This is a genomic window from Echinicola marina (assembly GCF_020463795.1).
GTDB classification, from domain to species: Bacteria; Bacteroidota; Bacteroidia; order Cytophagales; family Cyclobacteriaceae; genus Echinicola; species Echinicola marina.
On the sequence record NZ_CP080025.1, the window covers coordinates 4,828,588 to 4,855,185 of the forward strand.

The following is a 26,598-nucleotide window of genomic DNA, read 5'->3' on the forward strand; positions in this document are numbered from 1 at the left end:
ATAGGCATTCTCATTGATACAAATCTATTTTGCTCAATTTCATCAACAATAACAACTGTGCAAAAAAAATCCCCAATTCTATAGAGGAAAATTGGGGATATATACTTGGTTCAATGAGTTTAACTATTGGGGACTTTTACTTCATCCTTATATTGTTTCATTAATTCCTCTAACTTTTTATGCATATTTTCCTTTACTTCCGAATAGGCGGGATCATCATAAACATTATTCATTTCATGAGGATCCTCCTGCAAATCATATAACTCCCACTCATCAATATCATAATAGAAGTGAATCAGTTTGTAGCGATCAGTTCTTACACCATTATGTCTTTTTACAGCATGTATTCCGGGATATTCATAATAGTGGTAATAAATAGCATCTCTCCATGCTACCTTTTCACCCTTTAATAAAGGTAGCATACTCAACCCTTGCATTTCGTCAGGGATCTCTACCCCAGCCGCATCTAGCATAGTCTCAGCAAAATCAAGGTTTTGAACCAAATCACGATTCCTACTTCCTGCCTTGATCACTCCTGGCCACTTTATCATCAATGGCGTTCTAAAAGATTCCTCATACATAAACCTTTTATCAAACCAGCCATGCTCTCCTAAATAAAAACCTTGATCGGAGGTATATATAATGATCGTATTTTCAGCCAAGCCATTCTTTTCCAAATAATCCAAAAGCCTGCCTACATTTTCATCCACTGATTCTATACTGGCCAAATAATCCTGCATATATCGCTGATATTTCCATTTTGTCAATTCATCCCCTTTGAGATCCGCTTTTTCAAAAGTCTCATTGATAGGCCCATATACTTCCTCCCAAGCAGCCCTTTCAGATTTGCTCATCCTATCCAGATTTCCATGATATGCATTTGAATACCATTTAAGAAAATCTTCATGTCCCATTCTTTTCGCAATTTCAGGCTGTATTTTGCTGTCATTGGTCAATCCCATGTGTGTGGAAATCCTCATTTCCGCTTCCTTGGCAGCGCGTCCCCTTCCCTCATAATCATCAAATAAACTTGCTGGCTCAGGAAATTCCTTTTTGGTATACTCCCTAAAATTCTCTTCAGTCGGCAACCACTCCCGATGCGGCGCTTTATGCTGGTACATCAACATAAATGGGGCATCTTTTTCCTTAGCTTTATCCAGCCAGTCTATGGCAAAATCCGTGATCAGATCAGTCACATAGCCTGAATCCAGCACCATCCCATCTTTAGTCCTGAATTCAGGATTATAATAATGGCCCTGTCCTGGTAGTACCTTCCAATAATCAAAGCCCGTAGGCTGGGTTTTCAAATGCCATTTACCAATCATTGCTGTTTGGTAGCCGTTTTCCCTAAGAATTTTAGGATAGGTAAGCTGGGTACTGTCAAACTTCACAGCGTTATCCACCAAGCCATTGATATGACTATGTTTGCCTGTCAGGATAACTGCCCTGCTGGGCGCACAAATGGAATTACTTACAAATGCATTTTCAAAAAGCATCCCCTCATTGGCAATTCTGTCAATATTAGGTGTATTGATCAAGTCAGAACCATAGGCACTTATCGCTTGATATGCATGATCATCCGACATGATAAAAATAATATTTGGTCTTTTCGTACTTTCAGAATCTTCTTCTTGGCCTTTGCATGACACCAAAGCCCCCAATAAAATTAGGCTAAGCAATAAATCCCTCATTAGTTTCACCTCAAAAATTATTTTAACAGCCATTTATTCATCCATTTTTTAAGTTAATAATCTTTAAAAATAGCCAAAAAGAAAGAACAACTCCAACATTAATAAAAATCATATGGGGACAAAAAAAGACCGTAACCAAGAGCGTCCTTCAGCTCCTATTCCCTATTCAGAAAACACCTAAAACAACTTCAACTGTGGAATTGATTTATCCTTTTAGTTTACAAAGAAAACCTACACAAAAACAATCCAATCAACTGATAATGAACAAATAACACTATTATTTGAATCATTAGAGATAGATAAACTAATTGTAAGGCTGTAATTTTAAATATACTTTTTCAATGAAATTTTAAAACGTCATCGGTATAGCCGAGTAAAATCGAGCTTTTAATTGGGGCACTAAAAATAAGTACAAAGATCTATCAGTGCCCTCACACATAAATTATTCTAATTGCCCAAACTACAAATACCATGAATTTAACACAACTTAAATCTAGAAGAAAATTTCTTGGGACTTTGGCGACTACAGCCACACTTTCCTCAGTAGCAGTCCCACTGATGGGACAGCCCATTCCTACCCCCAACAATCCCCTACTATTCAAAGATGCCGACGAATGGTTTAAGGAAGTCAAAGGGAAGCACAGAGTCGTCTACGATGCACCTGAACCTCATAAAGGCTTCCCCTTTATTTGGTCTTGGGCATTTTATCTTACCAACAACCAAACAGGCACCCCTGATGAGGATATGACAGCGGTGATTGTCCTAAGACATAATGCTATCCCCTTTGCTATGAAAAATGAACTTTGGGAGAAATATAAATTTGGCGAAACCTTTGGCATCACAGATAATACCACAGGAGCTGCAGCGATTAGGAACCCCTATTATCAACCTACAGATGGAGATTATCCCATGCCGGGCATTGATGGGGTGGAGCGTCAAATTGAAAGAGGTGTGATGGTATGCGTGTGCGACCTGGCCATCACCGTTTATAGTAGCATGATGGCTCAAAAAATGGAAATGGATCCCGAAAAGGTAAAAGAAGAGTGGGTAGCAGGTGTATTACCACATATTCAAGTGGTTCCTTCTGGAGTTTGGGCCTTGGGAAGAGCGCAAGAACACAAATGCGGCTATATCTACGCAGGAGGTTAATCATAAAAATAAAGTCATGAAAAAATTACTTCTGATTCCCCTAATGCTATTAGCCATTGGTGTATGGGCACAAACAACTCCGGTAAAAATAGCTTTTGACTTGACCAGCAAAGAGGAGGAAGCACATGAAAAAACGATGAGACATGTAAAAATGATGTCTGAGGCTTACCCTGATTCCCAGTTTGAAGTGGTGGTTTATGGAGGTGCTATTTCCATGGTTTTAAACGAAAAATCAACTGTAGCTGATCAGATCAAGGCTTTTGATGGCAATAAAAACGTAAGTTTCAAGGTCTGTGAAGGCACGATGAAAAGGTATAATATTGATAAATCGCAGTTATTACCTGGCGTGTCCACTGTTCCTGATGGCATACTTGAGCTAGTCCAAAAACAAAAAGAAGGCTGGGGCTATATCAAAGAAATCCCATAAACTGAGGTCCATCCTTTCAACTGAATATTTAAACTTAGCCAATAATGCCTAAGGTGGATAAATTCGTCCCTTTACTTAGAAAACTGATCAAATCGGTTCAGCTATTGATCATTTGTGTATTAGGTGCAAGTGCTTTTTTTATCAGTAAGGAACTCGGGTTATTTGAGATTAAACCCTTGCTCGACCCTAAAAATGAGCCTAGTGAAAATATGGTCAGCCTCTCTTCAGACCTGAAGTATTGGCAAGCCCCCGACACAAGCGCCATCCCATTGGGATCTGATGGGGATTTGATTCGATATGGCAGGAATTTAATTGCCCATACAGCAGTCTACCTTGGCCCAAAAGGAAAGTCCTATCAGATCAGTAATGGCATGAACTGTCAAAACTGCCACCTTAAGGCAGGAACCGTTCCCTTCGGCAATAATTATGGCAAAGTAGCGGCTACATATCCCAAACTAAGAAATAGGTCTGGTTCGGTAGAAGGATTTGAAAAACGCATCAATGACTGTATTGAAAGGAGCTTGAATGGGGAAGCCCTGCCAGTTGAAAGTAAAGAAATGCAAGCCATGGTAGCTTATATGAAATGGGTGGGCAAAGATGTCCCCAAAGGACAATTGATGCCTGGCTTGGGGCTTAAATCCCTTAGCCCTCTGGATAGGGCTGCGGATCCCATAAAGGGTGCAATAGTATATAAAAATTATTGTGCCCGATGTCATGGAGATAATGGACAGGGCCAATTAGCTGATGATGGTGTAGAGTGGATCTATCCTCCCCTTTATGGTAAAAACAGTTATAATATAGGTGCTGGCCTTTATAGACTTTCTAGGTTTGCTGCTTTTGTCAAATCCAATATGCCCTTAGGCATCAGTCATGAGAACCCTTTCTTATCCGATGAAGAGGCTTGGGATGTAGCTGCGTATGTTAACTCCATGCCCAGACCGGACAAGGATTTATCAGGTGACTGGCCAGATATCTCCAAAAAACCTTTTGACCACCCTTTTGGGCCATATACTGACAGCTTTCCTGAATCCCAACATAAATATGGTCCTTTTACTGCCATTATCGATTCCCATCAATGAAAAATGCTGCTAATCCAGCATAGCGATTATTCTCAAGGGGCCTCCACTGCCACCTTTGATTTTTATAGGCAAGGCAATGACACGGAAGCCTTTTGCAGGCAGCTTTTCCAGATGCGCCACATTCTCAAATGCCGGGATGTTGCTAGTCATCAAGGCCACATGGCTTTCAAAATATTGGGATTGGCCATAGTCAATACTTGGAGTGTCTATTCCAACAGACTTAATCTTTCTTTGGTCCATCAGCCACTTGGCAGCGTCCGGAGCCAAGCCAGGAAAATGGAGGTCCTTGACCGCCTCAGGTCCCCTTTCGTCAGTGCCCAAATACTTAACTTTATCTGGATAATACTTTCCATGTCCAGACTGCAATAAAACAATACTTCCTTCAGGAATCTGCCCATTTTGAGCTTCCCACTTTTTAAGATCTTCAATACCTATTTGATAATCCGGATCCGAAAGTCCTCTCTCGCTCACATCTATTTTTACTCCCTCTCCAATCAATTGCTCCAATGGTATTTCATCCACAGAAATGCCCTTTTCCGCAAAATGGACAGGAGCATCTATATGCGTCCCTCCATGCTCAGAAGTCTCAAAATTATTGGCGGCATAGAAATATCCTTTTTCCGTTTGGCCTTTTGCTACTTCTTCCATCTCAAATTCCTTGGCGGTGACCCAATAAACCGTTTCATCCGAAAATGCATGGGTCAAGTCGATGATCTCACCCTTCTTATCCCCTGTTTTAGTAATATTATTCCCTTGCTGAATATGCAGCTCTTTATCCTGGCATGAATAAAGTAGCCCAAGAATCATTAATAAACAAATTGCTTTCATGGCTGAAATATTGGCTTTATGAATAAAAATAAGCAGTGACTTTCACTACCTGAAGATAGCAATTATCTGCTGAAAATCAGCTCATAAGACCAAAAACAAGTATTAAGTAATTGTCCCTACCAAAAGTCCTAGAATAACCGCAATACCAAAGCTTAGCAAGGTCCCTATTAAAACATATTCTGCTTTCAAAGAATCATCATTTTTAAACCGCAATATGGACTTAGCCGCAATCAAAAAACCAACAGCTTGGAACTCTGCCATCAAAATAAAAGTCAAAACCAATACCCTTTCCAATACTCCTATCAATTTACCTGCATTGGGCAGATCATCTGAACCAGGTACTTTAATTTCATAGGCCCTAAATACTTCTTTTATAAATATATTAGCGGGCTTTAGACATAACATATAACAAAGAACAATTAACAGAATGGATTTTGAAACAGGAATATTGAGCCAAGGATGAATTGGGGCGTAGCAAACATAAGCATAGCAAACCATGGACAAAACCAAAATATGTAATGCTTGATCGATAAAAAATGCATACTTACCAAAGGTCTTGCTGCTATTGACCCAAGGCTTAATGCCATCTATTATATAATGGGTCAAGGCAATGATCAAAGCACCATAAACAAATTGTACTTGAAATGACAGTAGCCAAGACAATAAAAAAATGATTAAGACATGCCACTTCAAAAAAGGGCTACTAAAGCCTAATGCATTCTTTTGAATGGCTAGCCGGTCCGATTGGAAAAAAAAGTCTGCCAGTACATGGGCTATAAGCTGTAAGATAAAAACCTGAACTGGGTTCATAAATAAGGCTACTTAATGATTTTATTAAAATATAATACAGTTCTTTCTATGCTGTTCCAACCTACGCTGGTACTGTGCTGATTAACCACAGATTGACTGATTTGCAGTTGTTGGGCTATTTCTGACTCAGTATGTCCCAATAACTTCCAATATAATACTTCCGATTGGCGCGCAGTAGCTTTACCCATAAGCACATCCAATAGCCCCATCACTGGGTTCATTTGTTCATCTAATTTTTCATCATGAGAGATAAAAAACAAAGTATGCTTGATGACCACCCTTTCCTTTCCATGACTGGATGTGGATTGATTGATCAGTCTCCCCGCCAAATACACCGCTTCTCCATCTATGATTCCTTTTTCCCGATCAAATCTCGACAGCTCTCCGATAGCAATGGCCAACCTGATTCCATGTGTCTTAAAAAGGTTGATTCTGTTATTGTCTTCTCTGTTATCTGCCTGCTGAGGATCAAAGGATTTCACAAAACTCTTTACCAACATGGCCACCCGCAAAGCATCACCAGGTACTGGACAGACACATTCTAAGTAATCTCCCTTAACCAGCCTACCATAAACGCCCCATTTTTCATCAAGGATTTTTAATAGATCTTTTAACTTTTCTTCCAACATTGTCCTATCTTCCACCACTAAACTGGTAGAAGAAACAATGTCTCCTGAAATCACCGCTACCTTCTTCATTTTTTCATTATTAGTCCATAAATATAAGTTCAAAAACCTATAAACACAATTTATATCCTTAAAAGCATATAAATAGACTTTACAGCATCTACAACTTATAAATCAACCAACTACTTAATGACATCCTTAACATCAGCCAATTTCCTCCATAACCCAATTCGTGCGAGCAGCTGATTCACCAGTTGAGGGACTCGATCCTTCTCCCAATAATTCACCAACAATGGCCTGAATGAGAAAATATTGAATATGATGGGGCAACTCAAATTCAAAGCATTCCTTTTGGCCATTTTCTGTCTCCAAATGCAACTTACCAGCCCCAAAGGTCTCATAGCTAATTTGTCCTTTATTTCCTATAATAGTCGTCAGATCCATTTCTGAAACTTTACTGCTAGAGAAACACCAACTTCCCGATCCCATCACCCCTGATTCAAACTCAAAAGCAGCAGTGACCATATCCTCGGCCTCATAAATCCCCGCTTGATTGGTCTTAAATCCTTTGGCAGATTTTATTGGCCCTAAGGCAAAATCCAAAAAGTCCAGCTGGTGGGAAGCCAAATCATAAAAATACCCTCCCCCGGCCATTTCGGGATTTACCCGCCAATTATTATCCAAATTGCTAACCACTTCAGGCACCAATACCTGATTCATCTGTATATTAACATACCTGACATCACCAATCGCTCCTTCCTGTATCAATTCCTTAATCTTAACAAAATGGGGCAGAGCCCTTCTATAATAAGCCACAAATAAGGGTACATTTGCAGCTTCACATGCTGCTATCATTGATTTGCATTCCTCATAAGTCCTGGCCATGGGTTTTTCTACATAAACAGGCTTTCCGGCAGCTGCTGCCTTCAAAGTAAGGGCTTTATGAACATGCGGAGGCGTAGCGATATAAATGGCATTGACTTCGGGGTCATTGATCAATTCATCAGCATCCGTATACCACTTGGGCACGCCATGTCTTTTTGCATAGTCCTGCACCTTTTCCTCATCCCTCCTCATCACCGCTACGAGCCGGCTGTTTTCCACTAAATTCATCGCAGGGGCACTTTTCTTCTCACAAACATCCCCAACACCCAAAACACCCCATCTTACTTCTTTATCTTTTATTTTTCTCATTCCAATATTTTTACAATTTGATTCCAAATGTCTATATCTACTGGGATACCATGGACCAGATTCTCCTGCCGTACCCTCAATGTTTGTTCTCCAGGATGCCTTACCTTTTTTTCCTTATCAAAAGTTTTTGATTGCTTAAGATCTTCAATAATACGCTCTGTCTTAGTATCCATCCACTCTCCTAGACCCAGTATTGAAGGTTCCAAGGCCACAAACACCTGTGAAAGCCCATACTCTTCCCCACTTTTTCCTATTTCATGTGTAGCCTGTCCGCCTGAAAGTATGGCAGCCAGCATATCTAACATTAGTGAAAGTCCCGCTCCCTTCCACAAACCAATCGGCATAGCGAGCTCATTTTCTATAATCTCATTAGGTGATTTGGTCAAATTCCCCTGCTGGTCGAAACCTGCATCATAGGGCATATTCTCCCCTTCTTTTTCATAAATAGCCATCTTTCCATAGGCAAACTGGGACATCGCCATATCAAGCACAATCGGACCATTCTTCCTTGGAATGGCTACTACCAATGGATTATTGCCCAATTTAGGTTCACTACCTCCCCAAGCTGGCATATTGGGTTTGGTATTGGTAAAACAAATACCTATACAACCTTGATCAACAGCCTGCCAGCCATAATTGCCAGCACGCATCCAATGATTGGTATTTTGCAGGGCCACTGCGCCTATTCCAGTATTTTTGGCCAAATGGATTGCCTTATCCATGGCCAAATGAGCATTGATATTACCAGGTCCTAGCCCCCCATCCCACCGTTCCAAAGAACCAAAGCGATCAATCACTTTTGGAATTGCATTGGGCTGAATCAATCCCTTTTTAATATAGCTCAGGTAGTGCAAAAAACGATTCAACCCATGCGAAGGCACTCCGTCCAAACTCGATTGAGCAAATAATCGAGCACTAAGTGTAGCTCTTTCCTGACTAAATTGGTTTTGAATTAGAATGCTGCAAAGCACTTCCTGCAAACGAGAAAAAGGTATACGTTGGTCGCTCATAGTGAAAATATCAGATTCAATTTATTGATTATCCATTCACCGACCAAGGGAAAAAATATAATAAATAGAAGAAGAGTACACTCAACATGCCAATTTCCGTCAAAGCGTAAAATTTCAATCGCCAATCAATCCATTTAGGTAAATTTCAATATTGGTATACTCCTTATCCAAATCAAAACCTGCAGCATCCCCATCTGATTTAGGGTCCAGTTGATGTTTTCTCTCCCAAGCATCTGGCATACCATCCTGATCTGTATCTAAAGGTGCCTTTTCTGACTTTAACAATGGCCAGCCTCCAACATCCGATTGGCTATCAATAATCCCATTACCACCTCTCCCAGAGGTGCTTTTCCCTAACCTTACTTCTTTCGCCAGTCTTTTATCAACTTGATCCCTACGTAAGCTAGCTCCAGCTTTGGCCAAGACATCCTTATAGGCTACTTCTGCACTGACCTGTTCATTAGCGATGACAAAAGGAAACGGTGCGGTCACTAACACATTTGATAAATTATCAACACCATCGATCCCCTTGCTATTGTCCTCACTAACTTCATTTGAAGCAGACACAATATTTCCTTTCAAATAAAATTGTCCATAAGGGGCATATGGCTCCACTATTCTATCCCGGTTTGATTGGGTGGCAGGCCCCGCTTTATAATAATTCCCAACGATATTATGATGCCCTTCCTCTCCTGCATAAGAACTGTTGCTCATCCAGTTATAGATCACATTGTTCCTAAAATCCACCACTTCCCTTTCTGGCTCCTTATGGTATCTTGCTCCATTAAATCTGGGCAATCTACTCTTATGGCTTGCCAATAAATTATGGTGAAAAGTAGCGTTCATACCTCCCCATATCCCTCCATAACCATGGTCTCCTTTGGCATGTACGGATTCATTTAGGCTTTCTGAAACAATACACCATTGCAATGTGAAATTTTCATTATCATAAAATGAGCCACATTCATCCGTTGCCCAGCTTAGCGAGCAATGATCAATAATGATATTTTTGTTCCTAATACAGCTCATCGCATCATCCTGCACCCTTTTCAAGTCTCCCAAACGGCTCCTGATATACCTAATGATGACATTGTCCCCCTTGATTTTGATCGGGTAATTTTGAATGGTAATCCCATCTCCAGGAGCTGACTGCCCAGCTATGGTCAAATCTCCATAGTTAATATCCAGGTCTGATGCCAGCTCGATATTTCCAGAAACCGCAAAGACAATGATTCTTGGGTATTTCTTTCTCAGGGCTTCCCTTAGGCTTCCAGGGCCATCATCATTCAGGTTATTTACGACCAATACTTTTCCTCCCCTTCCCCCAGAAGTGTATTTCCCAAAACCATCGGCACCTGGAAATGCCAAAACATCTTTACTTTTTCCTCCTTGGGCATGTCCCAATACGGCATAACTTATTATTAAAATTAAAGAGATTAGTCCTTTCATTGCTAAGATTTAAGTTTTCTATGTGAGCATTGGTTTGGCCCTTTTGCACAACTGTAAGGCCAGTCCCCATGGATCCTTAAGCATCACCAAATGAGAGCCATCCTCTAAAATATCATCACTGACCAATTCTGCTCCCGCCTTTATCAATCTGTCCCTGTCATCTGCAGGATTTTCGGACACCAAGGCCAAATGTACCACCAAAGGGTGCTGATGTTCAAAGTCCAAAATTGGTGCTTTGGGATTATTGTATATTTCAATCATAATGGTCCCACTGTCATCTGCTAAAAAAGTCATATACGGACTTTGGTCTTTTTTCATGACTACTTTTAAGCCAATATGCTTTTCATACCAATTTGACATTGCTCTTGGTTGGGTGACATTAATTGCAAAATGCTCAAACTTCATAATTTTAAATTTATGCTTACAGTTCAGGTAAAATTTCCAATAAATTTACAGTGGCTCTAAGGTAATATTTTTTCCGCCACATGCTTCCTGTTTCAATATGTGGTATTCTTTCTCCCTATGAACCGATCATCTTAAAACATCAATTTATTTCTATTTTCCTCAATGACCGAGGCAAGTCAATCATCTTTTCTCTGACTGTCTGCAAAGGTTTGGTGACTCGCGACAAACCAATATTATATCATGAATTAATCATCAAAGAAATTACTGAAGTGGAAAATCATTAATCAGGCTATTGAGATAGACTTCCAAATAGGTATAAGGTGTTCCAGTCTTTATCTTTTTACCATCTTCTGCATTAATAGGGTCAAGTTCATTGGCTGTTTCCCACTCATCAGGCATACCATCTCCATCTGTATCAGTAACAGGCTCTCCTGCTTCCAAGTCCGGCCATCCCCCTACATCACTTTGAGTATCGATAATCCCATAGGTACTTCCCATGGATCCTTCATGATCATAATCTCCATTTTTAACATTGGCAATGATTCTTGCATCCACTGCATCCCGTTTCAAATTGGCACCAGCAAAATGAAGCACCAATTCATAAGCTTCTGCCGCAGAATGAGTGGTCACGGTATATCCTTCCTGCTCATGAGGAACATCCATTTTCATACTATTTTTATCAACTTCACTTACTGTCCCATAGCTACCGTGAAATTGATTAAACACCCCATAGGTCCAATTATCTTCAGAGGTTTGATTGCTACCATGGACCACATTTCCATCTATATAAAACTTGCCCCAAATATCATAGACCTCGGTGCCTACTACCTTATTTTTATCGATCGACATAATTCTATTTCGCTTACTTCCAGAAGGACTGGCAGGCCCTGGTTTATAATAGCAATTGACGATATTTACATTCATAGCTTCCCCTCCATAAGCCGCATTATTTCCCCAGTTATAAAGTACATTGTTCCTTAGGTCCACCAAGTCCGTCAGTGCAAAGGCTTTTCCAGCTTCTTCACCCAACCTTGGATTGCGGCTATCATGGTGGGCTAATAGATTATGGAGAAAAGAAGCATACCTACCTCCCCAAATCCCACCATATCCATGAGCTCCTTTCCCATGCACCGAGTTCCGAAGGCTTTCAGCTATAATGCACCACTGTAAGGTAAAGTTTTCATTGGCATAGAAAGAGACACACTCATCTGTACTCCAGCTCATGGAGCAGTGGTCTATGATAATATCCTTATGAAACCTTCCTCCCAATGCATCTCCTTCCTGCTGGGCTGTATCTCCCATTCTAAAACGCAAGTAGCGAATGATCACATTATCCGCATTGATGGTGACAGGATAATTCCTCAATGTAATCCCTCCTCCGGGGGCTGTCTGTCCAGCTATTGTTACATTACCACGGGAAATGGTCAAAGTTGAATTCAATTCAATTGTCCCGCCTATATTAAACACTATAGTCCGAGTACCACTTTGATTTAAAGCATAGCGCAAGGTTCCCTGGCTATTGTCATCTGTTAGTTTAGAGACATAATAAACCTTTCCTCCCCTTCCGCCAGTGGTATATTGTCCGTATCCTTCTGCCCCAGGAAATGCATAAACAGGACCATCATAAGCCTCCTCCTTTTCTTCCTCTTTAGGCTCAGTTTGTGAATCCGAATTTTCACACGCCATACTAAGGCCAGCAAGCCCAAAAACAATGACTATTTGAAAAATAAGACACTTTAATTTCATGGTATTTGAGGTTTATTGAAAAGGTGCAACCAAGCAGGCCACACCTTTTTTAAAATTAGTTCTAAGGAATGAAGCACTACAGGACAATTCTCCATCTAGGATCTCCAGCATCAAATCTGCCGGCAAAGCCCCTATCCTTAAAGTTGAAATCATTCTGACCAGGATTTACCCAAAGGTCACTCTGACTGCCAGAATAATTTCCTATAGCAAAACCTGGAATCGGACTGTCCGAAAAACCAAAGTCACTAGTACTGTAGTTGTTTATTAAATCGAAATTGGTATTCTCTAGGCCTTCTATACCACGAATATCATAACTTTCATCTTGTGCCTCATCCCAACCATGGCCGAAGATACTGTTGTGAATTACAATGCCATTGGCCACGTTATTATTACCATCACCTCCTCGATACCTGAAAATACGGTTGCCACTTTTTACAAAATTGGCAAAGGTACAGCTTTCAAACACAATGGATTCCGAATTACTTTTACTTGTAATCCCTGCTTGGATTTTGTTAAAAGTAGAGTTTTCAAAACTAATATTCTTGATCATTGCCGTAGCTTCAGTATCTACTGTAAACAAACCATAACCTCCGATGCTATCCACTACACTGTTTTTGATGATATAATTATCTATTACAGTAGAAGACCTTACCCTTAGTATTCCTCTAAAAGTTCCGATCTCGCAATTTTCAAAACTCAACTCTCCCACATGCACATTATCTCTATTTGGATTGAACACATAATCTCCTGAGTAATCAGCCCCCCTAAGTTCCAGGTCTATGAATCGTATATGGTCGATTTGTGATCCATCATCAATATCCCAGTTACCTGTAGTATACAGTTTGGCTTTTTGCTCACCAAAACCATAAGCAGCCCTGATGGTAATTGACTTGTTAAGGTTCTGACTTGGAAAATCATAAGTAACTCCTCGTTTCACCAAAATGATGGCCCCATCCGGCGCTGCTGCCACAGCATCTGACACAGCTGATGGACTCTCATTATCGCGGATATCTATCACTCCAGGTGCTGTAGGTGATATATCCTGAGGTAAAGTAGTATAGCTCACCCAACCTCTTAACTGATCTTCACTGTACAAAGCCACTTGATATTCCGTCTCTGGTTCAAGACCTAATATTATTAACTCTTCATTGGTCCGTTCTTCTTCTGTGATCACCCTTTCTTCTCTCAATGGCTCTAATAATCGGGGATCATCTGAAGCAAACAGCTTTATTCCTGTAACAGGCGCTCCGGCTGTTGTCCAAGTCACCCTTGCCGCCACATCTATCACATCATAGCTTTCGGGTAAATTCAGGATAGTAGGAAACCGCTGTGTTCGGACATTTCCTAAATCAGAAATTTTACTATCATACACAGGATCATCCGCATGGGCAATTGCCCTCACTTGATAAAGCGTATTCCAAAATAAGGTCTCTCCCACCAATTCTTCATTAATCACCACATAACTGGTATCCGTCTCGATGACATAATCAGTAGTTTTAAACGTATCCCTGCTCACCTCAAGGGTATAGGATATTGCTTCCTTCATCTTGCCCATATTGACGATGATGGTGTTTGCTTCAGAAAATAAATCTTCTGTCAGTACAGGCCTAAAGAGCCTTGTCCTTTCGAACATCTCATCATCTTCTTCGCAGCTGCTAAAAGCCAGCATAGCCACCGAAAACATTAAGATGCTCAGGTATATATTTTTGATTTTATTATTCATTGCTTCTCATTTTTTGAATTGATGATTAATTCTTAAAATCCATACCCATCATTTGTCAAAGTACCTTGACTACTCGCTATAGCAGACGCAGGAATGGGGAAGATATATCTAGCAACACCTGGCTTCGGACCATTAATGTGGTTTTCCCAATCCTTAGTAATCCATTCCTGATAAGTATACTGGTCACTATGTAGCGCAAGTAAGAATGACTGTTGCGTCCAAGTATCATCCGGTGGAGCCACTACACGTCGATTAGGATTGAGAATGGTAAAGTTTCCAGATTCATCTACTTTCCAATACATATAATCAGGGTATTGAGTAGTGCCATTAAATGCTGCATCGGCCAGTTCCTTAAGTCCTTCGACTGTTTCAGCCATCTTTTCAGAATAAATTCCCCAGCGGATCAATTCATATTTTCTGATCATTTCTCCTCCAAACTCCCAAGCACGCTCATCTACAATGGCTTCAAAGAAGCTGTCCTTACCCGCAGATACCTGAGCAACGTAAGTGTCCACCCTACTAGACCAATATTGCGGATCAAATGCCCTTCTTCTCACCCTCTTCAATGCTTCCTGGGCTTCAGCAGTTGGGCCGTTCAATTCATTTTCAGCCTCAGCATACATTAATAATACATCAGAGTACCTCATCATTGGCCAGTTGATCCCCGTCCCTTTGGCAGATGATGGCCCGGGAGGGTTAGGCAAGAAATGACGGCTCCATTTTCCCTGGCCGATATCCAAGCCTCCGTTTACAAATTCATATTCGAAACTGGTATTTATTTTATACAAAGAACAAGTTACATCCCTTCTTACATCCAAGGTATCAAATGACAAATAGTAGGTTGGCGGCATGGACATATAATTATTTCCAGATCCAAAACTGTGTGCTGCAGTAGGTCCACCTTCCACTCTTACACCAATATTCCATGCCACATCACCGTTGCCTACCGCAAACGGCACCTCAAATAAGACGTCCTGATTTACAGGAGCCTGGAAAGTACACTGGTTCATGAAGATTTGTCTAAAGTCTTCTGGCAATTCACGGTCCTTGAGAGAAATTAACTTGGCTGCATAATCCTTGGCAATCTGATAGTAATCCAAATAATCAGACTCCCTGGCCATGTTCAGGTCTGGCTGTAGATAATATCCTCCCCTTTGCAGGGATAATCTGGCGATCATACCCAAAGTATACTCTCTGTTGACCTGCTCTATCCCAAAAGGCACTTGATCCGCCCAAAGCATCTTCGCCTCCACGTCTATCAAATGCTGAATTTCAGCGGACAATATCACATTTCGGTCTTCCTTCGGTTGGTTAAACTCATTACCGGCCTTAGGAGCCTCTACGATGTAAGGAACATCCCCAAAATAATAGATCAACATGCTGTACCAATATGCTCTCAAAGTATAGGCCTCTCCCAACAATTGATTCATGGTATTGGCTTCGGTCACATCGGATGATTCCAGTTTTCCGCTGGCCAATAAGCCTTCTATGGCAATATTCGCATCCCTGATCGCCCGATATGCATAAGTCCACACGATTTCCAGATCACGGTTACTTTCCAAAGCATCCAAATTCCAAATCTGGTAGCGATCTCCATTGCTGTTCCAGCCACTTTGACGCTCTATATCTGTATTGCCGGTCATATTATTAGAGAGTCTGGACCTAAAAGCATCCTGACCAAAATGCGAATAAACCGCATTTACCCCTTTTCTTGCATCATCAACATTCGAAAACACATAATTGGTATCGAAGGTCGAAAGCGATTCCGGCTCCAAGAAGTTATCACATGAAGTCATAAAGGAAACCGCTGCTGCTATTATTATATATTTTAATTTCATGATTCTATAAGCTCTTTTAGAATGTCACATTGATACCTACTGTATAAGACCTACTTCGGGGGAATGAAGAGTAATCCACTCCAGGTGTCAGTGCTGTGTAACTACTACTTCTGGAAGTACTTACCTCCGGATCATATCCTGAATAATTTGACCATAGTTTCAAATTATTTCCTGTTGCATACACACGGAATTGAGATATACCTATTCTTGAAATCAATTCACTTGGTAAGGAATATCCCACTGTAAGGTTATTCAATCGTATAAATGATCCATCTTCAACAGCCCAAGAGTGGATCACCGCCCCCGCTATGCCATAACTGTTATGAGACCAAATATTCTTGTTGGCATTCATTTCTTCCAGTTGTGCCAGATCCGTGACGATCTCACCAGGAGTACCTGTATAACTACCATCTACATCCAAATAAGTAAAGCGATTTGCTGATGACATCGTGGTCAGCATATTACCATAGCTCACCCTTCTGAACTGATTGTATTGAATTTTGCCGGTATTATAGACATCATTTCCATATTGATAATTAAAGAAAATAGCAGCATCAAACCCCTTCCATCTTGCGTTTATGCCTAAACCTCCTTGGTTTTTTGGAAGTGCATTGCCTATTACCTGGCGGTCATCAGCGTTGATTTCCCCATCACCATTAAGGTCTTTTAGTTTTAAGAACCCCGGTCTAATATTGGTATTACCCACCACTGAAGTAGAATTAGGAACACCTTCCTTCAGGATATACTCATCTGCTGCCGCATCATATCCTTCAAAGTCATCAGTAGTATAATAACCATCTGTAACGTAACCATACATATCTCCCACTCGTCCTCCTACTCTCAAGTAGAAATCATTGATATTGTTAAGATCAGTACTTGCCCAGTTGGACCTGAAAAACCGTTCATCTGTACCATCCAACTCTACCACTTTTGCCCTATTGATACCCGTATTAAAGTTTATCGATAATGAAAAGTCTGGTTTGTCTATGACAAATGCATTGATGCCCAATTCCACTCCTTTATTGGAGGTGCTGCCCACATTGTTCCATTGGGTGTCAAAACCAGTATTTGAAGGGATATCAGAAGTCAACAGCAAGTCCCTGGTGGTGTTCTCATAAAAGTCCAAACTACCTTCTACTTTTGCTCTAAACAGGCTAAAGTCCAAACCGGCGTTTTTGGTCACAGTTGTTTCCCAGACCAAGTTTGGGTTATAAAGTGTGTTACTGCTTGGGGTATAGTACACATTGTCCACATTGCCAAAACCAGGACCTCTGTTGGTAGATCCCTCAAACAGAAACTTGGTAGCATCGGTCCTGATTCGGTCATTACCTGTTTCACCGATACTTAATCTCAACTTCAACTCATCCACCCAAGAAGAGGCTTTCAAAAAGTCTTCCTCTGAAATTTTCCATCCCACAGCCACAGCTGGGAATATTCCCACCCTATTTTCTTTGGCAAACTTACTGGATGCGTCAGAACGGACGGTGGCAGTAAACAGGTACTTCTTCAAGTATTGGTAATTAGCTCTTCCAAATAAGGAGAACCTATTAGCAGCGATTGACTCACTGGTTTCGTGACGATCCACACGTCCAAAAGTCATATTGGCAAATAATTCCTCAGGCGTGATGGACAGGCGAAAATCCTCTACCCTGACCATATCACTCTTTCCGCCGGTAGAATAAATCTCTTGTCCTACCAAAAAGTCAAGATCATGATCACCAAGGTTATCAAATTTATAGGAAACACTATTTAACCATCGATAAGAATGGGTAGTATTCTCCTCTTTTACACCAAGGGGAAGACTTCCACCATTATTAAATGACTCTCCTGTCAAGGGGCCATAAAATCTTAGGTTTTCTCTAAAGGCCCTGGATCCATTAAATGTGGATTTGAACTCAAGGTTATCAATTATCTCCCAAGTCAGCCCTGCATTGAAGATATAATTAAAATCAGTTCTTTTTCTCCAGTCCTGCTTGGCCAATTCCACAGGACTTACTAAACTCAACAAGAACGATTGGAAGTCATCTTCAGAATTAACCTGTGTCAAATCAATATCCAATTCATCTGCTATACCATTTACAGGTCTAGTCTGAACAGCCTCTTTGATATTGATTTGGGCATTACCGGAAGTTCCTGCTCCATCCACTACAGTATGGGTAATCCTAGCTCCCGCATCAAACTGAAGCCTATCAGAAATGGCCTGGTTCAATTTAAAGTTGATCACATTCCTTTGGTATCCGGAGTTAAGCATCAAGCCCTCGTCTGTATTATTGCTCAAACTCAGCATCAGCTTGGTTTTTTCTGTACCTCCAGTTAAGGTCAAGTTATGGTATTGGCTGAGTTTTGGATCTCCAAAAAGCTCTTCTTGCCAATCCGTTCCTGGCTTTTGCTGATAAAGCTCCAAATCATCATATACACCATAGAACTTCTCAAAATTCCTCACGGCAGCATCAGATTGGAGTTTGGCATATTCATAATTAGCCAAAACATATTCATAAGGATCCAGCACCTCATATTTCCTGTCTTTAGGAAGGCTTTTCCATTGGAAGAAATTATTATAAGAAATTGTTGTTTTTCCTGCTTTAGGTGTCTTGGTGGTAATCACAATCACCCCGTTGGCTGCTTGGGCTCCATATATGGCAGTAGCAGCAGCATCTTTCAACACCGTAATGGTCTCAATATCAGTAGGAGGAATATCTCGGATACTACCTACAATAAAACCATCCACTACATATAAAGGCGAGTTATCCTGTGTCACGGATCCACCTCCACGAACCCTGATGACAACCTCTGCATCCGGCGATCCATCAGTGGTCAAAACATTGACACCTGGAAGACGCCCAGTAATGGCTTGTGCTGCACTGGCAACAGGTATTTTAGCCAATTCTTTTCCGGACATTGAAGCAACAGAACCCGTCATATCTGTACGTTTCACGGTTCCATAACCAAAATCTACAACTTCTACCATATCCAATTGCGCCACATCCATTTCCATGGCCACATCAATGCTACTCCGTCCTTCAATTGAAATTTCTTGTTTTATCATCCCGATGGAAGAAAAAATTAAAGTTCCATTAGGATCGTCTACAGCAAGCGTATACGCACCATCCATATCAGTGCTTGTACCTGTGCCTGTTCCTTTTAACAAAACGGTGACTCCTGGAATAGTTTCACCATCTGAGCTCTTCACCACTCCTGTTATCGTCAACGACTGTGCATGTAGCTCAGCCAAAGAGAATATCATGAGCAGCAAAAACAGCGAGAGGTATCGGGAAAATCCCCATAAGTTTTTGGTAAGCTTCATTTCGATATTAATTGGGTTTTGTTAATTAAATATTTGTAATCATTGGGTTCGATAGATCTTCTTTTACATAAACCATAGTAAAACAAGAATCATCTATACCTAGGGAGGGGGTGTAATGCGGTGGGATTCCATATTAATTTATTAAGGGTTTATTTATTAAGTAACTTTCTATTTTGTGCAAACCGTTTAATATTGCGCAATCGATTGCATATTAATTAATTAAAACCTTAAATACAAGTAAATTCTACACTTATTGATAATTTCAATATATAAAATTAATAGAATGATTAATTGCCGAATAAAGAATCAATTACAATTAATATAATAAGAAGAAATACACTAAATCGATTAAATTATGTGCAATCGATTACCTTTTACGGAAACGATTCCGTAAATCAGCCCAAACAAAGCCTTTTTCTTACCAAACTTTTCTTAGAAATTGATCGACAAAATTAACTGTTGGCGTGAACCAAGGCTCAAAAAGCCAAAACGGATGTGGTGAATTAGGAAAACCTTGCACTTCAGTATACAACCCTAATTCTGTTAGCTTATTGATCATATCATCCTGGCCAGCATGGAACCTTGGATATTGGCTATTGAGATATAATACTGGGACAGCCCTAGTGCCTACCTGATATAAGGCTGATGCTTCATCCCAGGTTTCTGGCACCTCATCATAAGTCCCTCCCAGCCATTCCGAAGCGACAGTTCCCTCTTCAGATTCCGGGTGATGGAAAGCCAATACACCATCCATATCTATGATCGCTTGTACATCCGAACTTGATTGATACACGCTTAGATCCGATTCATATTTCTCGACACCATTGGTCGTCCCCACCAAAGCTGCCAACTGTCCACCCGCAGAACCTCCGGATATAGCTATTTTTGATGTGTCTAAATTAAATTGATTGGCATGATCCTTAATCCATTTTATGGCATCCTTTACATCATATACTCCTGCAGGATAAGGGGCTTCCAAGGACAATCTATAATCCATCACAGCCGTGATATAGCCCTTTGCCGCCAGCGCCTTGGCTAGTGGAATCTGCAATGAACGATCTCCTGATCTCCAGCCCCCGCCATGTACAAACAAAATACCAGGAAGAGCTTGATCCCCTTGCTTTTTAGGTTGAAAAACATCCATTAGAAGTTCCCGATAGCCCAGACTTTTATATGGAATACTCATTGTTTCTTCTACTCCACCTATATTTTCAGCATGGACCGGTACAATATGAGGTAGGTCCTTTAGATACTTCTTATAAGAACTATATAATGTATAAGAGGTGTCTTTTTCATAACCATACCATGAAAAACCATACGCATTCACAGATTTACCCTTCCCACTAAAAATTTTTTCTTTGGTAAAATCCTCCAGCCCTTCTTCAGTGAGTATATGGGCCCAATCCACCCTTGCCTGCATATTGGCTCCTTCACCAGTAGAATTATATTCTGCATAAAAAGTAGTCTTTTCCTTTTCTGGACTGCCCCAATTATGCCAACCTTCTGGAACGATGTGTTTACCCATTTCACAAGAAATAAAAACAGTTTGGGCATAATCCCTCCATGGCCGACCCAAATAAACCTTGTCTACTCCGTCTGCGGCCGTGAGCTTACAGTTTTTAAATACATAACCATAATCCACCCAATCTGGTGTTGATGCTGCAGTGATATAAGAATTGGCCTTGGAATGTATTTCACAATCCTCAAACAAAGCCGTAGCAGACCCGAAAATAAAATCGGTAGTACCTTCTATATAGCAGTTCTTGTAATATTGTCTGCTATTTTCTCCAGAAGCAAACATGGTATCCTGGTTTCCCTTAAAATGACAATTCTCGAACACCAATCGATCTCCCTCAGCATGCAAAGCCACTGCTTGCCCCACGCTACCAGCGGTATTTTGTATAGTCAGGTCTTTAAAAATCAAACTATTGCCCCACACCAAAAGTGTATAGGAGTCAAAAGTATCCATATAATTTTTTCCGGTATGATCATCGTATGTGATGATCGTCTTATCTGGACCATCCCCTTTAAAAGTAACATTGGTTATGGTACCCGGTATCTCTAATTTCTCTTTATAAACTCCTTCTTTGATATAAACCGTTATAGGTTTTGGCAGATAAACCCTGATGGCCTCCAAGGCATCCGCTATGTACAAAAAATCCCCAGAACCATCTTTAGCTACTACGATATCTTCCTGTACTTTTCCTTTTAGATCTTTGATTTTGCCATCTTTAGGATAAGAATTGACATGTTGGGAAAAACCAACTTGGGCAAGGCCTCCGATAAGTAAAATCAAAAAATTCAGCCTGATACTATTCACAAGTTTTAACCTCATCTTATTTTACTTTAAATATGTGGTGATTGCTTTAATAGTCTCTTTCCAATTGAGTCATCGCCTGGTAGACAAGTCCTGCCACTGCTTTGGCTCCTTCAGGTTGAAAATGAGTATTATCATTACTCCCCTCAGGATAAGCCTCATAAATACCCGGACCAAAATTCATAAAATAATGCTCAGTGACATACGCCTTGCCTTTCTGGGTAAAATGATCCATGGACAATTGTGTAAGGTCAATCAATAACGCATCCAGTTCTGCTGCTACTTCTATTGCGGCTTCATAATAAGGACCATGTACATTTTGAAGCCTTCCTTCTTTCCAAGGATAATTTCTATTTACAGGGGTCAAAACAATCGGAATTGCATTCTTTTGTCTGGTTTGACTCACATAAAGTCTGATGTACTCCTTATATCCTTCAATATTCACATACCGCTCTGGTTTATTTTCTGCAGCATCATTATGCCCAAATTGCATAAGGACCAAATCTCCCGCTTCAAGTTCTTCATAAACTTTTCGCCAACGTCCCTCTTCAAAAAAAGTCCTTGTACTTCTTCCTCCTCTTGCTCGATCATCCACCAGCACCGAGTCTCCTTGAATCAGATTATTCAAATTAGTCAGGTTTCTCTTGCTCATATATGCTTGAAAAGTCTGCCCCCAACCCATTACCGGATACCTGGTTTTCATATAATCCCTTCCTGGATCATAATCACCACTATAATCTGCTACGGTTGAATCTCCAATCAGATAAACCTTGACAACCTTTTCCTTTGGTCGAAACCCTAAAACGGCCGAAAACACAATAATGAGCAAAAAGCTAATGTATTTCATAGTTCTACATTTCAATCCTAATCTTTCAAGAAAATCACCAGCTCTGGTATTTCCCGTCTGAGCTCTTCCACAGCAAGGTCACAAAATTTAAATGCACCTGTAGGAGAAAGGTGGGTATTATCTGATCTTCCATTTGGAAATTGAGCATAATCCCCCGGCCTATAGTGCAAAAACAACTCCTTGGATTTCTCTACACCAAATTGCTCCAATACTTCAATGGTCTTTTTGTGCATATCGAAAAGAGGAAGGCTAAATTCCTCTGCAACCTCTCTCACTACCTCCGAATACCGTCCATGGGTATCCAGGAGCACCCCATTTTCATCAAAACTCCTTCTGGAAATGGGAGTGGCCAAGATTGGTTTTCCTCCTTTTTCATAGGTCTCTTTGATATACCTGATCAAATTATTTCTATAATCTGTATCGGGAGCAGCATACCGATCAGGAGATTTCTCTTTTTGATCATTATGGCCAAACTCTATCAAAACGTAGTCCCCAGGCCGAATACTTTGATACACCTTTTCCCAGTGTCCTTCATCCCTGAAACTCTTAGTGCTACGTCCATTCAATGCATGATTTTCTACTATTACACCATCCTTAAAATAAAGACCAAATACCTGCCCCCAGCCCTTTTCAGGATTGCTTCCGGAATAAGGCTTATTGGCCAATGTGGAATCGCCAATCAAAAAAATAGTAATCTCTTTGTCTGTCTCCTTATAGGAACTTATACCGGCGACTACTAACAATAAACCAATTACAAATAATATTCTCTTCATAATCATTGGACTTTTACGGCATCTTTTGGCAACTCCTTTCCTAGTGTCAATTGATCCTGGTAAGATTTAAAATCAGTAAGGTCAAAATGAATATCACGGCTCAGCACGCCCAAAACCCGAACAGGCTTTTTACCATTTTCATTAAAAGCAAAACCTTTTACCTTCACATTTTGGCTGTTATAGATTGTCAGGGCGGCGGTTTTTTCAGCGATTACTTTGACATCAGTCAATGTCAAACCATTCGTATCGATCACTGTGATCCCCTGCTTAGCTTCTAGCAAAGCATGCGCTAGATGGACATTCTCTAAACTTTTTTCTGGCAGCCCCATAAAAAAGCCCGCCTTACCTGTACCAGTTGCCGTGATATTCTTCATAAATATATTTCTGAAAGCAGGCGTCTCTTCTGTCACGGACACCAAAGTCTCGTCCCGAGCTTCGTCTGAGGCATCTTGATCTTCTTCCAGAATCGGAGAATTCCCACCATAAAACATATTAAACCTTATGGCTTCTGTAGGAATATTGATCATATCAATGTCTGATATAAAAATATTTTCAACTACTCCGCCCCTACCTCGGGTGCTTTTAAACCTCAACCCCACATCTGTACCGATAAAAGTACATTTGGAAACATGAACATTTCTGACCCCACCTGACATCTCACTTCCTACCACAAAACCGCCATGCGCATGATAAACTGTATTGTTTTTTACAATAGCATTCTCGGTTGGGATACCTCTATCCCTACCATCTTTGTCTTTCCCAGATTTGAAACAAATGGCATCATCACCTACATCAAAAGTATTATTATAGATCAAGGTGTTTTTACAACTCTCCAAATCAAGCCCATCACCGTTTTGACTATACCAAGGATTCCTAACGCTGAGGTTTCTTATCACCAAATCTTCACACATTAAAGGATGTATATTCCAAGCAGGCGAATTCTGGAAGGTAGGACCATCCAACAGCACCTGCTTACACTTGACCAAACTCACCATTACTGGTCTAAGGAAATCTTTTACCGATTTCAATTCATCCTGTGATATTAAATCTGGGACATTGAAGTTGGTGCTGCTCATATACCCCTTTTTGGAAGATTCACTTGGAAACCAGATTTTACCATCTTCCGATAGCACCCCACCAGATTTGTTCAGGGCTTTCCATTGTCTATCCGTCATTTTTCCTTTCTTGACTGGACGCCAAGCATCTCCGTTTCCATCAATTACTCCAGCACCGGTAATCGCTATATTTTCGGCTCCTAAGGCATTAATTGGGGACTCACACCTCACTGTATTTAAGCCCTCAAAACTTGTTTCGATCAAGTCATAATCATCAAAATCACTGCTAAACAAAAGCAAAGCCCCTTCTTCCAAGTGAAGGTTAATATGGCTTTTTAAGGTGATCGGACCAGTTAACCAAATTCCTCTGGGTACAAGCAATTTCCCACCGCCTTCTTGACTAAGCGCTTGAATGGCTTGCCTAAAAGCTGCTGTGTTTTTAAACATGCCATCACCTTTTGCCCCAAAGTCTACTATATTCACTGTCTTGTCTGGAAAAGAAGGCAATTTGACTTTTGGCATATCAAACTCAACTCCCTCATATATACTCGGGTCGATACCTGCGATTTTTTGTGCTTTAACCTGTAAAGTGCTAACTAAACAGGTAATTACCATTAAGGCTATATAATAGGTGTTTTTCATTGGGTATATTATTTTGTAAATCTAAACCAGTCAACATCGGCATAACCTGAATCATTGATTTTGGTATCTCTCACTGCAAACAAGCCTACTTTGGCCCCAATCCATTTGCCGGGAACTGCTGTAAACTCCTCATTGATTTCAACAAACCTCTTTCCGTTTTCACTATAGCTGAATTGGCAAATGGCCCCTTCCTTTACTTCAACTCTAAGTTGAATGGACTTGCCTGAAAGCTTCTTAATCACTGTTTCCTTTTCTGGTTTACCATGTTCGGCGTCTTCACATTCCACATACTTTAGGTAAAGACCATCTTCTTGACTTTCCAATGCGAGATAAGCATAACTCATCCCCATCACCAGTAATCCGGTTTTTTCATTTATCAGCTTTTCGTTAGGGTAAAAAGTCAATTTTGTTGTAGTCGTAAAACTTTCTGCCGGGAATTTCTGAAGCAAAAGATTGGGCACATCCCATAGGTTCTTGGCGTCTTCTGGAACCTGATCTGTGTACAATCTTAAATATCCTTTTGAAGGATTGACATATGCCCAAGTAGCTTTGGGATTAGCATGCCATTGCCATTGCAATCCTAAATCATTGCCATCAAATTCATCAGTATCTGCTGGTGTCGCCAATGGATATGACCTCCCTATATCTGGTTTTTTATATTGCATTACGGGTTGGCCAGTACCATCTCCATCAAGGTCTTCACCCATTGTAGGCCAATCATTTTCCCAAAACATAGGTTGCATATGTACGATTCGACCATAAGCCTCTTTATCTTGGAAATGCAAGAACCAATTTTCCCCATTCTCCAATTCAACCCAACCTCCTTGATGAGGCCCATTGATTTCCGTATTTCCCTGGGCCAAGGCAATATGCTCCTCATAGGGGCCATAAGGATTTTTGGAGCGTAGGATCAATTGCCAACCCGTAGAAACACCACCGGCAGGGGCAAAAATATAATAGTATCCGTTTCGCTTATAGAATTTTGTCCCTTCCACGGTTGGATGGTTTTCATGACCATCAAAAACCAATTTCCCTGGTCCTATTGTTTTGGTCCCATCTGGACTAAGTGGTTTTACGACAAGCACACTTTTTATACCTGCTCTACTTCCAGCAAAAGCATGGGACAAATAAGCTTTCCCATCTTCATCCCATAAAGGACAAGGGTCTATCAATCCTTTTCCTGCTTCTACCAAAACTGGTTCTTCCCAATCTCCTGCTGGGTCTTTGGTTTTCACCATATAAATCCCAAAATCCGGATCTCCCCAATAGATATAATACTCGCCATCATGAAACCTTATGGCAGGCGCCCAAACGCCATTACCATGCTGCGGCATACTGAAGTGATCAAATGGTGGCAATCTATCCAAAGCATAGCCTACTAAATTCCAGTTTACCAAATCCTTTGAGTGTAATATTGGCAAGCCAGGACTTGCATTAAAGCTGGAAGCTGTCATATAAAAATCATCTCCTACCTTACAAAGGTCTGGATCGGAATAGTCAGCATGTAAAACTGGATTAATAAAAGTACCATCACCTTGATCGGCTACCCAAACATCTGATATTTTAACATCTTGGGATTTAGCCGAAAAAGAAAACCAAAAAGTCAACAATAGAATGTTTAAGAAGAATTTACTGAAGTTCATTATTTTGGGGTTAAGGTTATTATTGGATGATATATTCTTGGT

The 26,598-nt window shown here is 40.6% G+C and carries 20 protein-coding genes; 3 read left to right on the forward strand and 17 right to left on the reverse strand.

Annotated elements, in window-relative coordinates; genetic code table 11:
- Positions 1–119: 119 nt before the first annotated feature.
- Positions 120–1,724, reverse strand: coding sequence for a sulfatase family protein (locus KZP23_RS19700; RefSeq protein ID WP_226333478.1), 1,605 nt, complete (start codon positions 1,722–1,724; stop codon positions 120–122).
- A gap of 438 nt (positions 1,725–2,162) precedes the next feature.
- Between KZP23_RS19700 and KZP23_RS19705 the strand changes: the two genes are divergently transcribed.
- The 3 genes from KZP23_RS19705 to KZP23_RS19715 are packed head-to-tail and all read left to right on the forward strand — an operon-like array spanning position 2,163 to position 4,346.
- Positions 2,163–2,840 carry a Tat (twin-arginine translocation) pathway signal sequence containing protein gene (locus KZP23_RS19705; protein WP_226333479.1) on the forward strand — a complete coding sequence of 226 codons (678 nt, stop codon included), beginning with the start codon at positions 2,163–2,165 and terminating at the stop codon, positions 2,838–2,840.
- Between the two features lie 16 nt (positions 2,841–2,856).
- Positions 2,857–3,267, forward strand: coding sequence for a DsrE family protein (locus KZP23_RS19710; protein WP_226333480.1), 411 nt, complete (start codon positions 2,857–2,859; stop codon positions 3,265–3,267).
- Between the two features lie 44 nt (positions 3,268–3,311).
- Positions 3,312–4,346 carry a c-type cytochrome gene (locus tag KZP23_RS19715; protein WP_226333481.1) on the forward strand — a complete coding sequence of 345 codons (1,035 nt, stop codon included), beginning with the start codon at positions 3,312–3,314 and terminating at the stop codon, positions 4,344–4,346.
- 9 nt (positions 4,347–4,355) lie between these two features.
- Here the strand turns inward: KZP23_RS19715 and KZP23_RS19720 are convergent, their stop codons facing one another.
- From KZP23_RS19720 to KZP23_RS19795, 16 genes are all read right to left on the reverse strand, one after another.
- Positions 4,356–5,174: a cyclase family protein gene (locus tag KZP23_RS19720; RefSeq protein WP_226333482.1), complete on the reverse strand. Its 819-nt coding sequence runs from the start codon at positions 5,172–5,174 to the stop codon at positions 4,356–4,358.
- A 102-nt stretch (positions 5,175–5,276) separates the two neighbouring features.
- Positions 5,277–5,984 (reverse strand): DUF3307 domain-containing protein, encoded by a 708-nt coding sequence (locus tag KZP23_RS19725; RefSeq protein WP_226333483.1) that lies wholly within the window; start codon positions 5,982–5,984, stop codon positions 5,277–5,279.
- 8 nt (positions 5,985–5,992) lie between these two features.
- Complete coding sequence (locus KZP23_RS19730; protein ID WP_226333484.1) at positions 5,993–6,682, reverse strand: LuxR C-terminal-related transcriptional regulator; 690 nt, start codon at positions 6,680–6,682, stop codon at positions 5,993–5,995.
- A gap of 132 nt (positions 6,683–6,814) precedes the next feature.
- Positions 6,815–7,804: a Gfo/Idh/MocA family protein gene (locus KZP23_RS19735; RefSeq protein ID WP_226333485.1), complete on the reverse strand. Its 990-nt coding sequence runs from the start codon at positions 7,802–7,804 to the stop codon at positions 6,815–6,817.
- Positions 7,801–8,814 carry a 3-dehydro-L-gulonate 2-dehydrogenase gene (yiaK, locus tag KZP23_RS19740; protein ID WP_226333486.1) on the reverse strand — a complete coding sequence of 338 codons (1,014 nt, stop codon included), beginning with the start codon at positions 8,812–8,814 and terminating at the stop codon, positions 7,801–7,803. The genes KZP23_RS19735 and yiaK overlap by 4 nt, the downstream gene beginning before the upstream one ends.
- 114 nt (positions 8,815–8,928) lie before the next feature.
- Positions 8,929–10,263, reverse strand: a complete 1,335-nt coding sequence (locus KZP23_RS19745) for a pectate lyase family protein (protein ID WP_226333487.1) — start codon at positions 10,261–10,263, stop codon at positions 8,929–8,931.
- Positions 10,264–10,281: 18 nt separating this feature from the next.
- A complete protein-coding gene (locus KZP23_RS19750; RefSeq protein WP_226333488.1) occupies positions 10,282–10,668 on the reverse strand; it encodes a VOC family protein in 387 nt (128 codons plus the stop codon).
- A gap of 261 nt (positions 10,669–10,929) precedes the next feature.
- Entirely contained in the window at positions 10,930–12,414 is a 1,485-nt protein-coding gene (locus tag KZP23_RS19755) for a pectate lyase family protein (protein WP_226333489.1), read from the reverse strand.
- Between the two features lie 76 nt (positions 12,415–12,490).
- Positions 12,491–14,137: a DUF4957 domain-containing protein gene (locus KZP23_RS19760; protein ID WP_226333490.1), complete on the reverse strand. Its 1,647-nt coding sequence runs from the start codon at positions 14,135–14,137 to the stop codon at positions 12,491–12,493.
- 32 nt (positions 14,138–14,169) lie between these two features.
- Complete coding sequence (locus tag KZP23_RS19765; protein WP_226333491.1) at positions 14,170–15,975, reverse strand: RagB/SusD family nutrient uptake outer membrane protein; 1,806 nt, start codon at positions 15,973–15,975, stop codon at positions 14,170–14,172.
- A 16-nt stretch (positions 15,976–15,991) separates the two neighbouring features.
- Complete coding sequence (locus KZP23_RS19770; RefSeq protein ID WP_226333492.1) at positions 15,992–19,279, reverse strand: SusC/RagA family TonB-linked outer membrane protein; 3,288 nt, start codon at positions 19,277–19,279, stop codon at positions 15,992–15,994.
- A 418-nt stretch (positions 19,280–19,697) separates the two neighbouring features.
- Positions 19,698–21,614, reverse strand: coding sequence for a pectinesterase family protein (locus KZP23_RS19775; RefSeq protein WP_226333493.1), 1,917 nt, complete (start codon positions 21,612–21,614; stop codon positions 19,698–19,700).
- A gap of 31 nt (positions 21,615–21,645) precedes the next feature.
- Entirely contained in the window at positions 21,646–22,443 is a 798-nt protein-coding gene (locus KZP23_RS19780) for a rhamnogalacturonan acetylesterase (protein WP_226333494.1), read from the reverse strand.
- 17 nt (positions 22,444–22,460) lie between these two features.
- Positions 22,461–23,216 (reverse strand): rhamnogalacturonan acetylesterase, encoded by a 756-nt coding sequence (locus KZP23_RS19785; RefSeq protein ID WP_226333495.1) that lies wholly within the window; start codon positions 23,214–23,216, stop codon positions 22,461–22,463.
- A gap of 2 nt (positions 23,217–23,218) precedes the next feature.
- Positions 23,219–24,913 carry a glycoside hydrolase family 28 protein gene (locus KZP23_RS19790; RefSeq protein WP_226333496.1) on the reverse strand — a complete coding sequence of 565 codons (1,695 nt, stop codon included), beginning with the start codon at positions 24,911–24,913 and terminating at the stop codon, positions 23,219–23,221.
- A gap of 8 nt (positions 24,914–24,921) precedes the next feature.
- On the reverse strand, positions 24,922–26,556 hold the full coding sequence (locus KZP23_RS19795) for a glycoside hydrolase family 43 protein (RefSeq protein ID WP_226333497.1): 1,635 nt from the start codon (positions 26,554–26,556) through the stop codon (positions 24,922–24,924).
- Positions 26,557–26,598 lie beyond the last annotated feature (42 nt).

What these genes read in the sequence shown, in the direction of transcription:
- KZP23_RS19730 (WP_226333484.1), bottom strand. Translation starts at nt 6,682, where the DNA reads ATGAAGAAGGTAGCGGTGATTTCAGGAGACATTGTTTCTTCTACCAGT.
- KZP23_RS19770 (WP_226333492.1), bottom strand. Translation starts at nt 19,279, where the DNA reads ATGAAGCTTACCAAAAACTTATGGGGATTTTCCCGATACCTCTCGCTG.
- KZP23_RS19715 (WP_226333481.1), top strand. Translation starts at nt 3,312, where the DNA reads ATGCCTAAGGTGGATAAATTCGTCCCTTTACTTAGAAAACTGATCAAA.
- KZP23_RS19775 (WP_226333493.1), bottom strand. Translation starts at nt 21,614, where the DNA reads ATGAGGTTAAAACTTGTGAATAGTATCAGGCTGAATTTTTTGATTTTA.
- KZP23_RS19790 (WP_226333496.1), bottom strand. Translation starts at nt 24,913, where the DNA reads ATGAAAAACACCTATTATATAGCCTTAATGGTAATTACCTGTTTAGTT.
- yiaK (WP_226333486.1), bottom strand. Translation starts at nt 8,814, where the DNA reads ATGAGCGACCAACGTATACCTTTTTCTCGTTTGCAGGAAGTGCTTTGC.
- KZP23_RS19710 (WP_226333480.1), top strand. Translation starts at nt 2,857, where the DNA reads ATGAAAAAATTACTTCTGATTCCCCTAATGCTATTAGCCATTGGTGTA.
- KZP23_RS19785 (WP_226333495.1), bottom strand. Translation starts at nt 23,216, where the DNA reads ATGAAGAGAATATTATTTGTAATTGGTTTATTGTTAGTAGTCGCCGGT.
- KZP23_RS19700 (WP_226333478.1), bottom strand. Translation starts at nt 1,724, where the DNA reads ATGGCTGTTAAAATAATTTTTGAGGTGAAACTAATGAGGGATTTATTG.
- KZP23_RS19795 (WP_226333497.1), bottom strand. Translation starts at nt 26,556, where the DNA reads ATGAACTTCAGTAAATTCTTCTTAAACATTCTATTGTTGACTTTTTGG.
- KZP23_RS19755 (WP_226333489.1), bottom strand. Translation starts at nt 12,414, where the DNA reads ATGAAATTAAAGTGTCTTATTTTTCAAATAGTCATTGTTTTTGGGCTT.
- KZP23_RS19720 (WP_226333482.1), bottom strand. Translation starts at nt 5,174, where the DNA reads ATGAAAGCAATTTGTTTATTAATGATTCTTGGGCTACTTTATTCATGC.
- KZP23_RS19765 (WP_226333491.1), bottom strand. Translation starts at nt 15,975, where the DNA reads ATGAAATTAAAATATATAATAATAGCAGCAGCGGTTTCCTTTATGACT.
- KZP23_RS19705 (WP_226333479.1), top strand. Translation starts at nt 2,163, where the DNA reads ATGAATTTAACACAACTTAAATCTAGAAGAAAATTTCTTGGGACTTTG.
- KZP23_RS19735 (WP_226333485.1), bottom strand. Translation starts at nt 7,804, where the DNA reads ATGAGAAAAATAAAAGATAAAGAAGTAAGATGGGGTGTTTTGGGTGTT.
- KZP23_RS19725 (WP_226333483.1), bottom strand. Translation starts at nt 5,984, where the DNA reads ATGAACCCAGTTCAGGTTTTTATCTTACAGCTTATAGCCCATGTACTG.
- KZP23_RS19780 (WP_226333494.1), bottom strand. Translation starts at nt 22,443, where the DNA reads ATGAAATACATTAGCTTTTTGCTCATTATTGTGTTTTCGGCCGTTTTA.
- KZP23_RS19750 (WP_226333488.1), bottom strand. Translation starts at nt 10,668, where the DNA reads ATGAAGTTTGAGCATTTTGCAATTAATGTCACCCAACCAAGAGCAATG.
- KZP23_RS19745 (WP_226333487.1), bottom strand. Translation starts at nt 10,263, where the DNA reads ATGAAAGGACTAATCTCTTTAATTTTAATAATAAGTTATGCCGTATTG.
- KZP23_RS19760 (WP_226333490.1), bottom strand. Translation starts at nt 14,137, where the DNA reads ATGAATAATAAAATCAAAAATATATACCTGAGCATCTTAATGTTTTCG.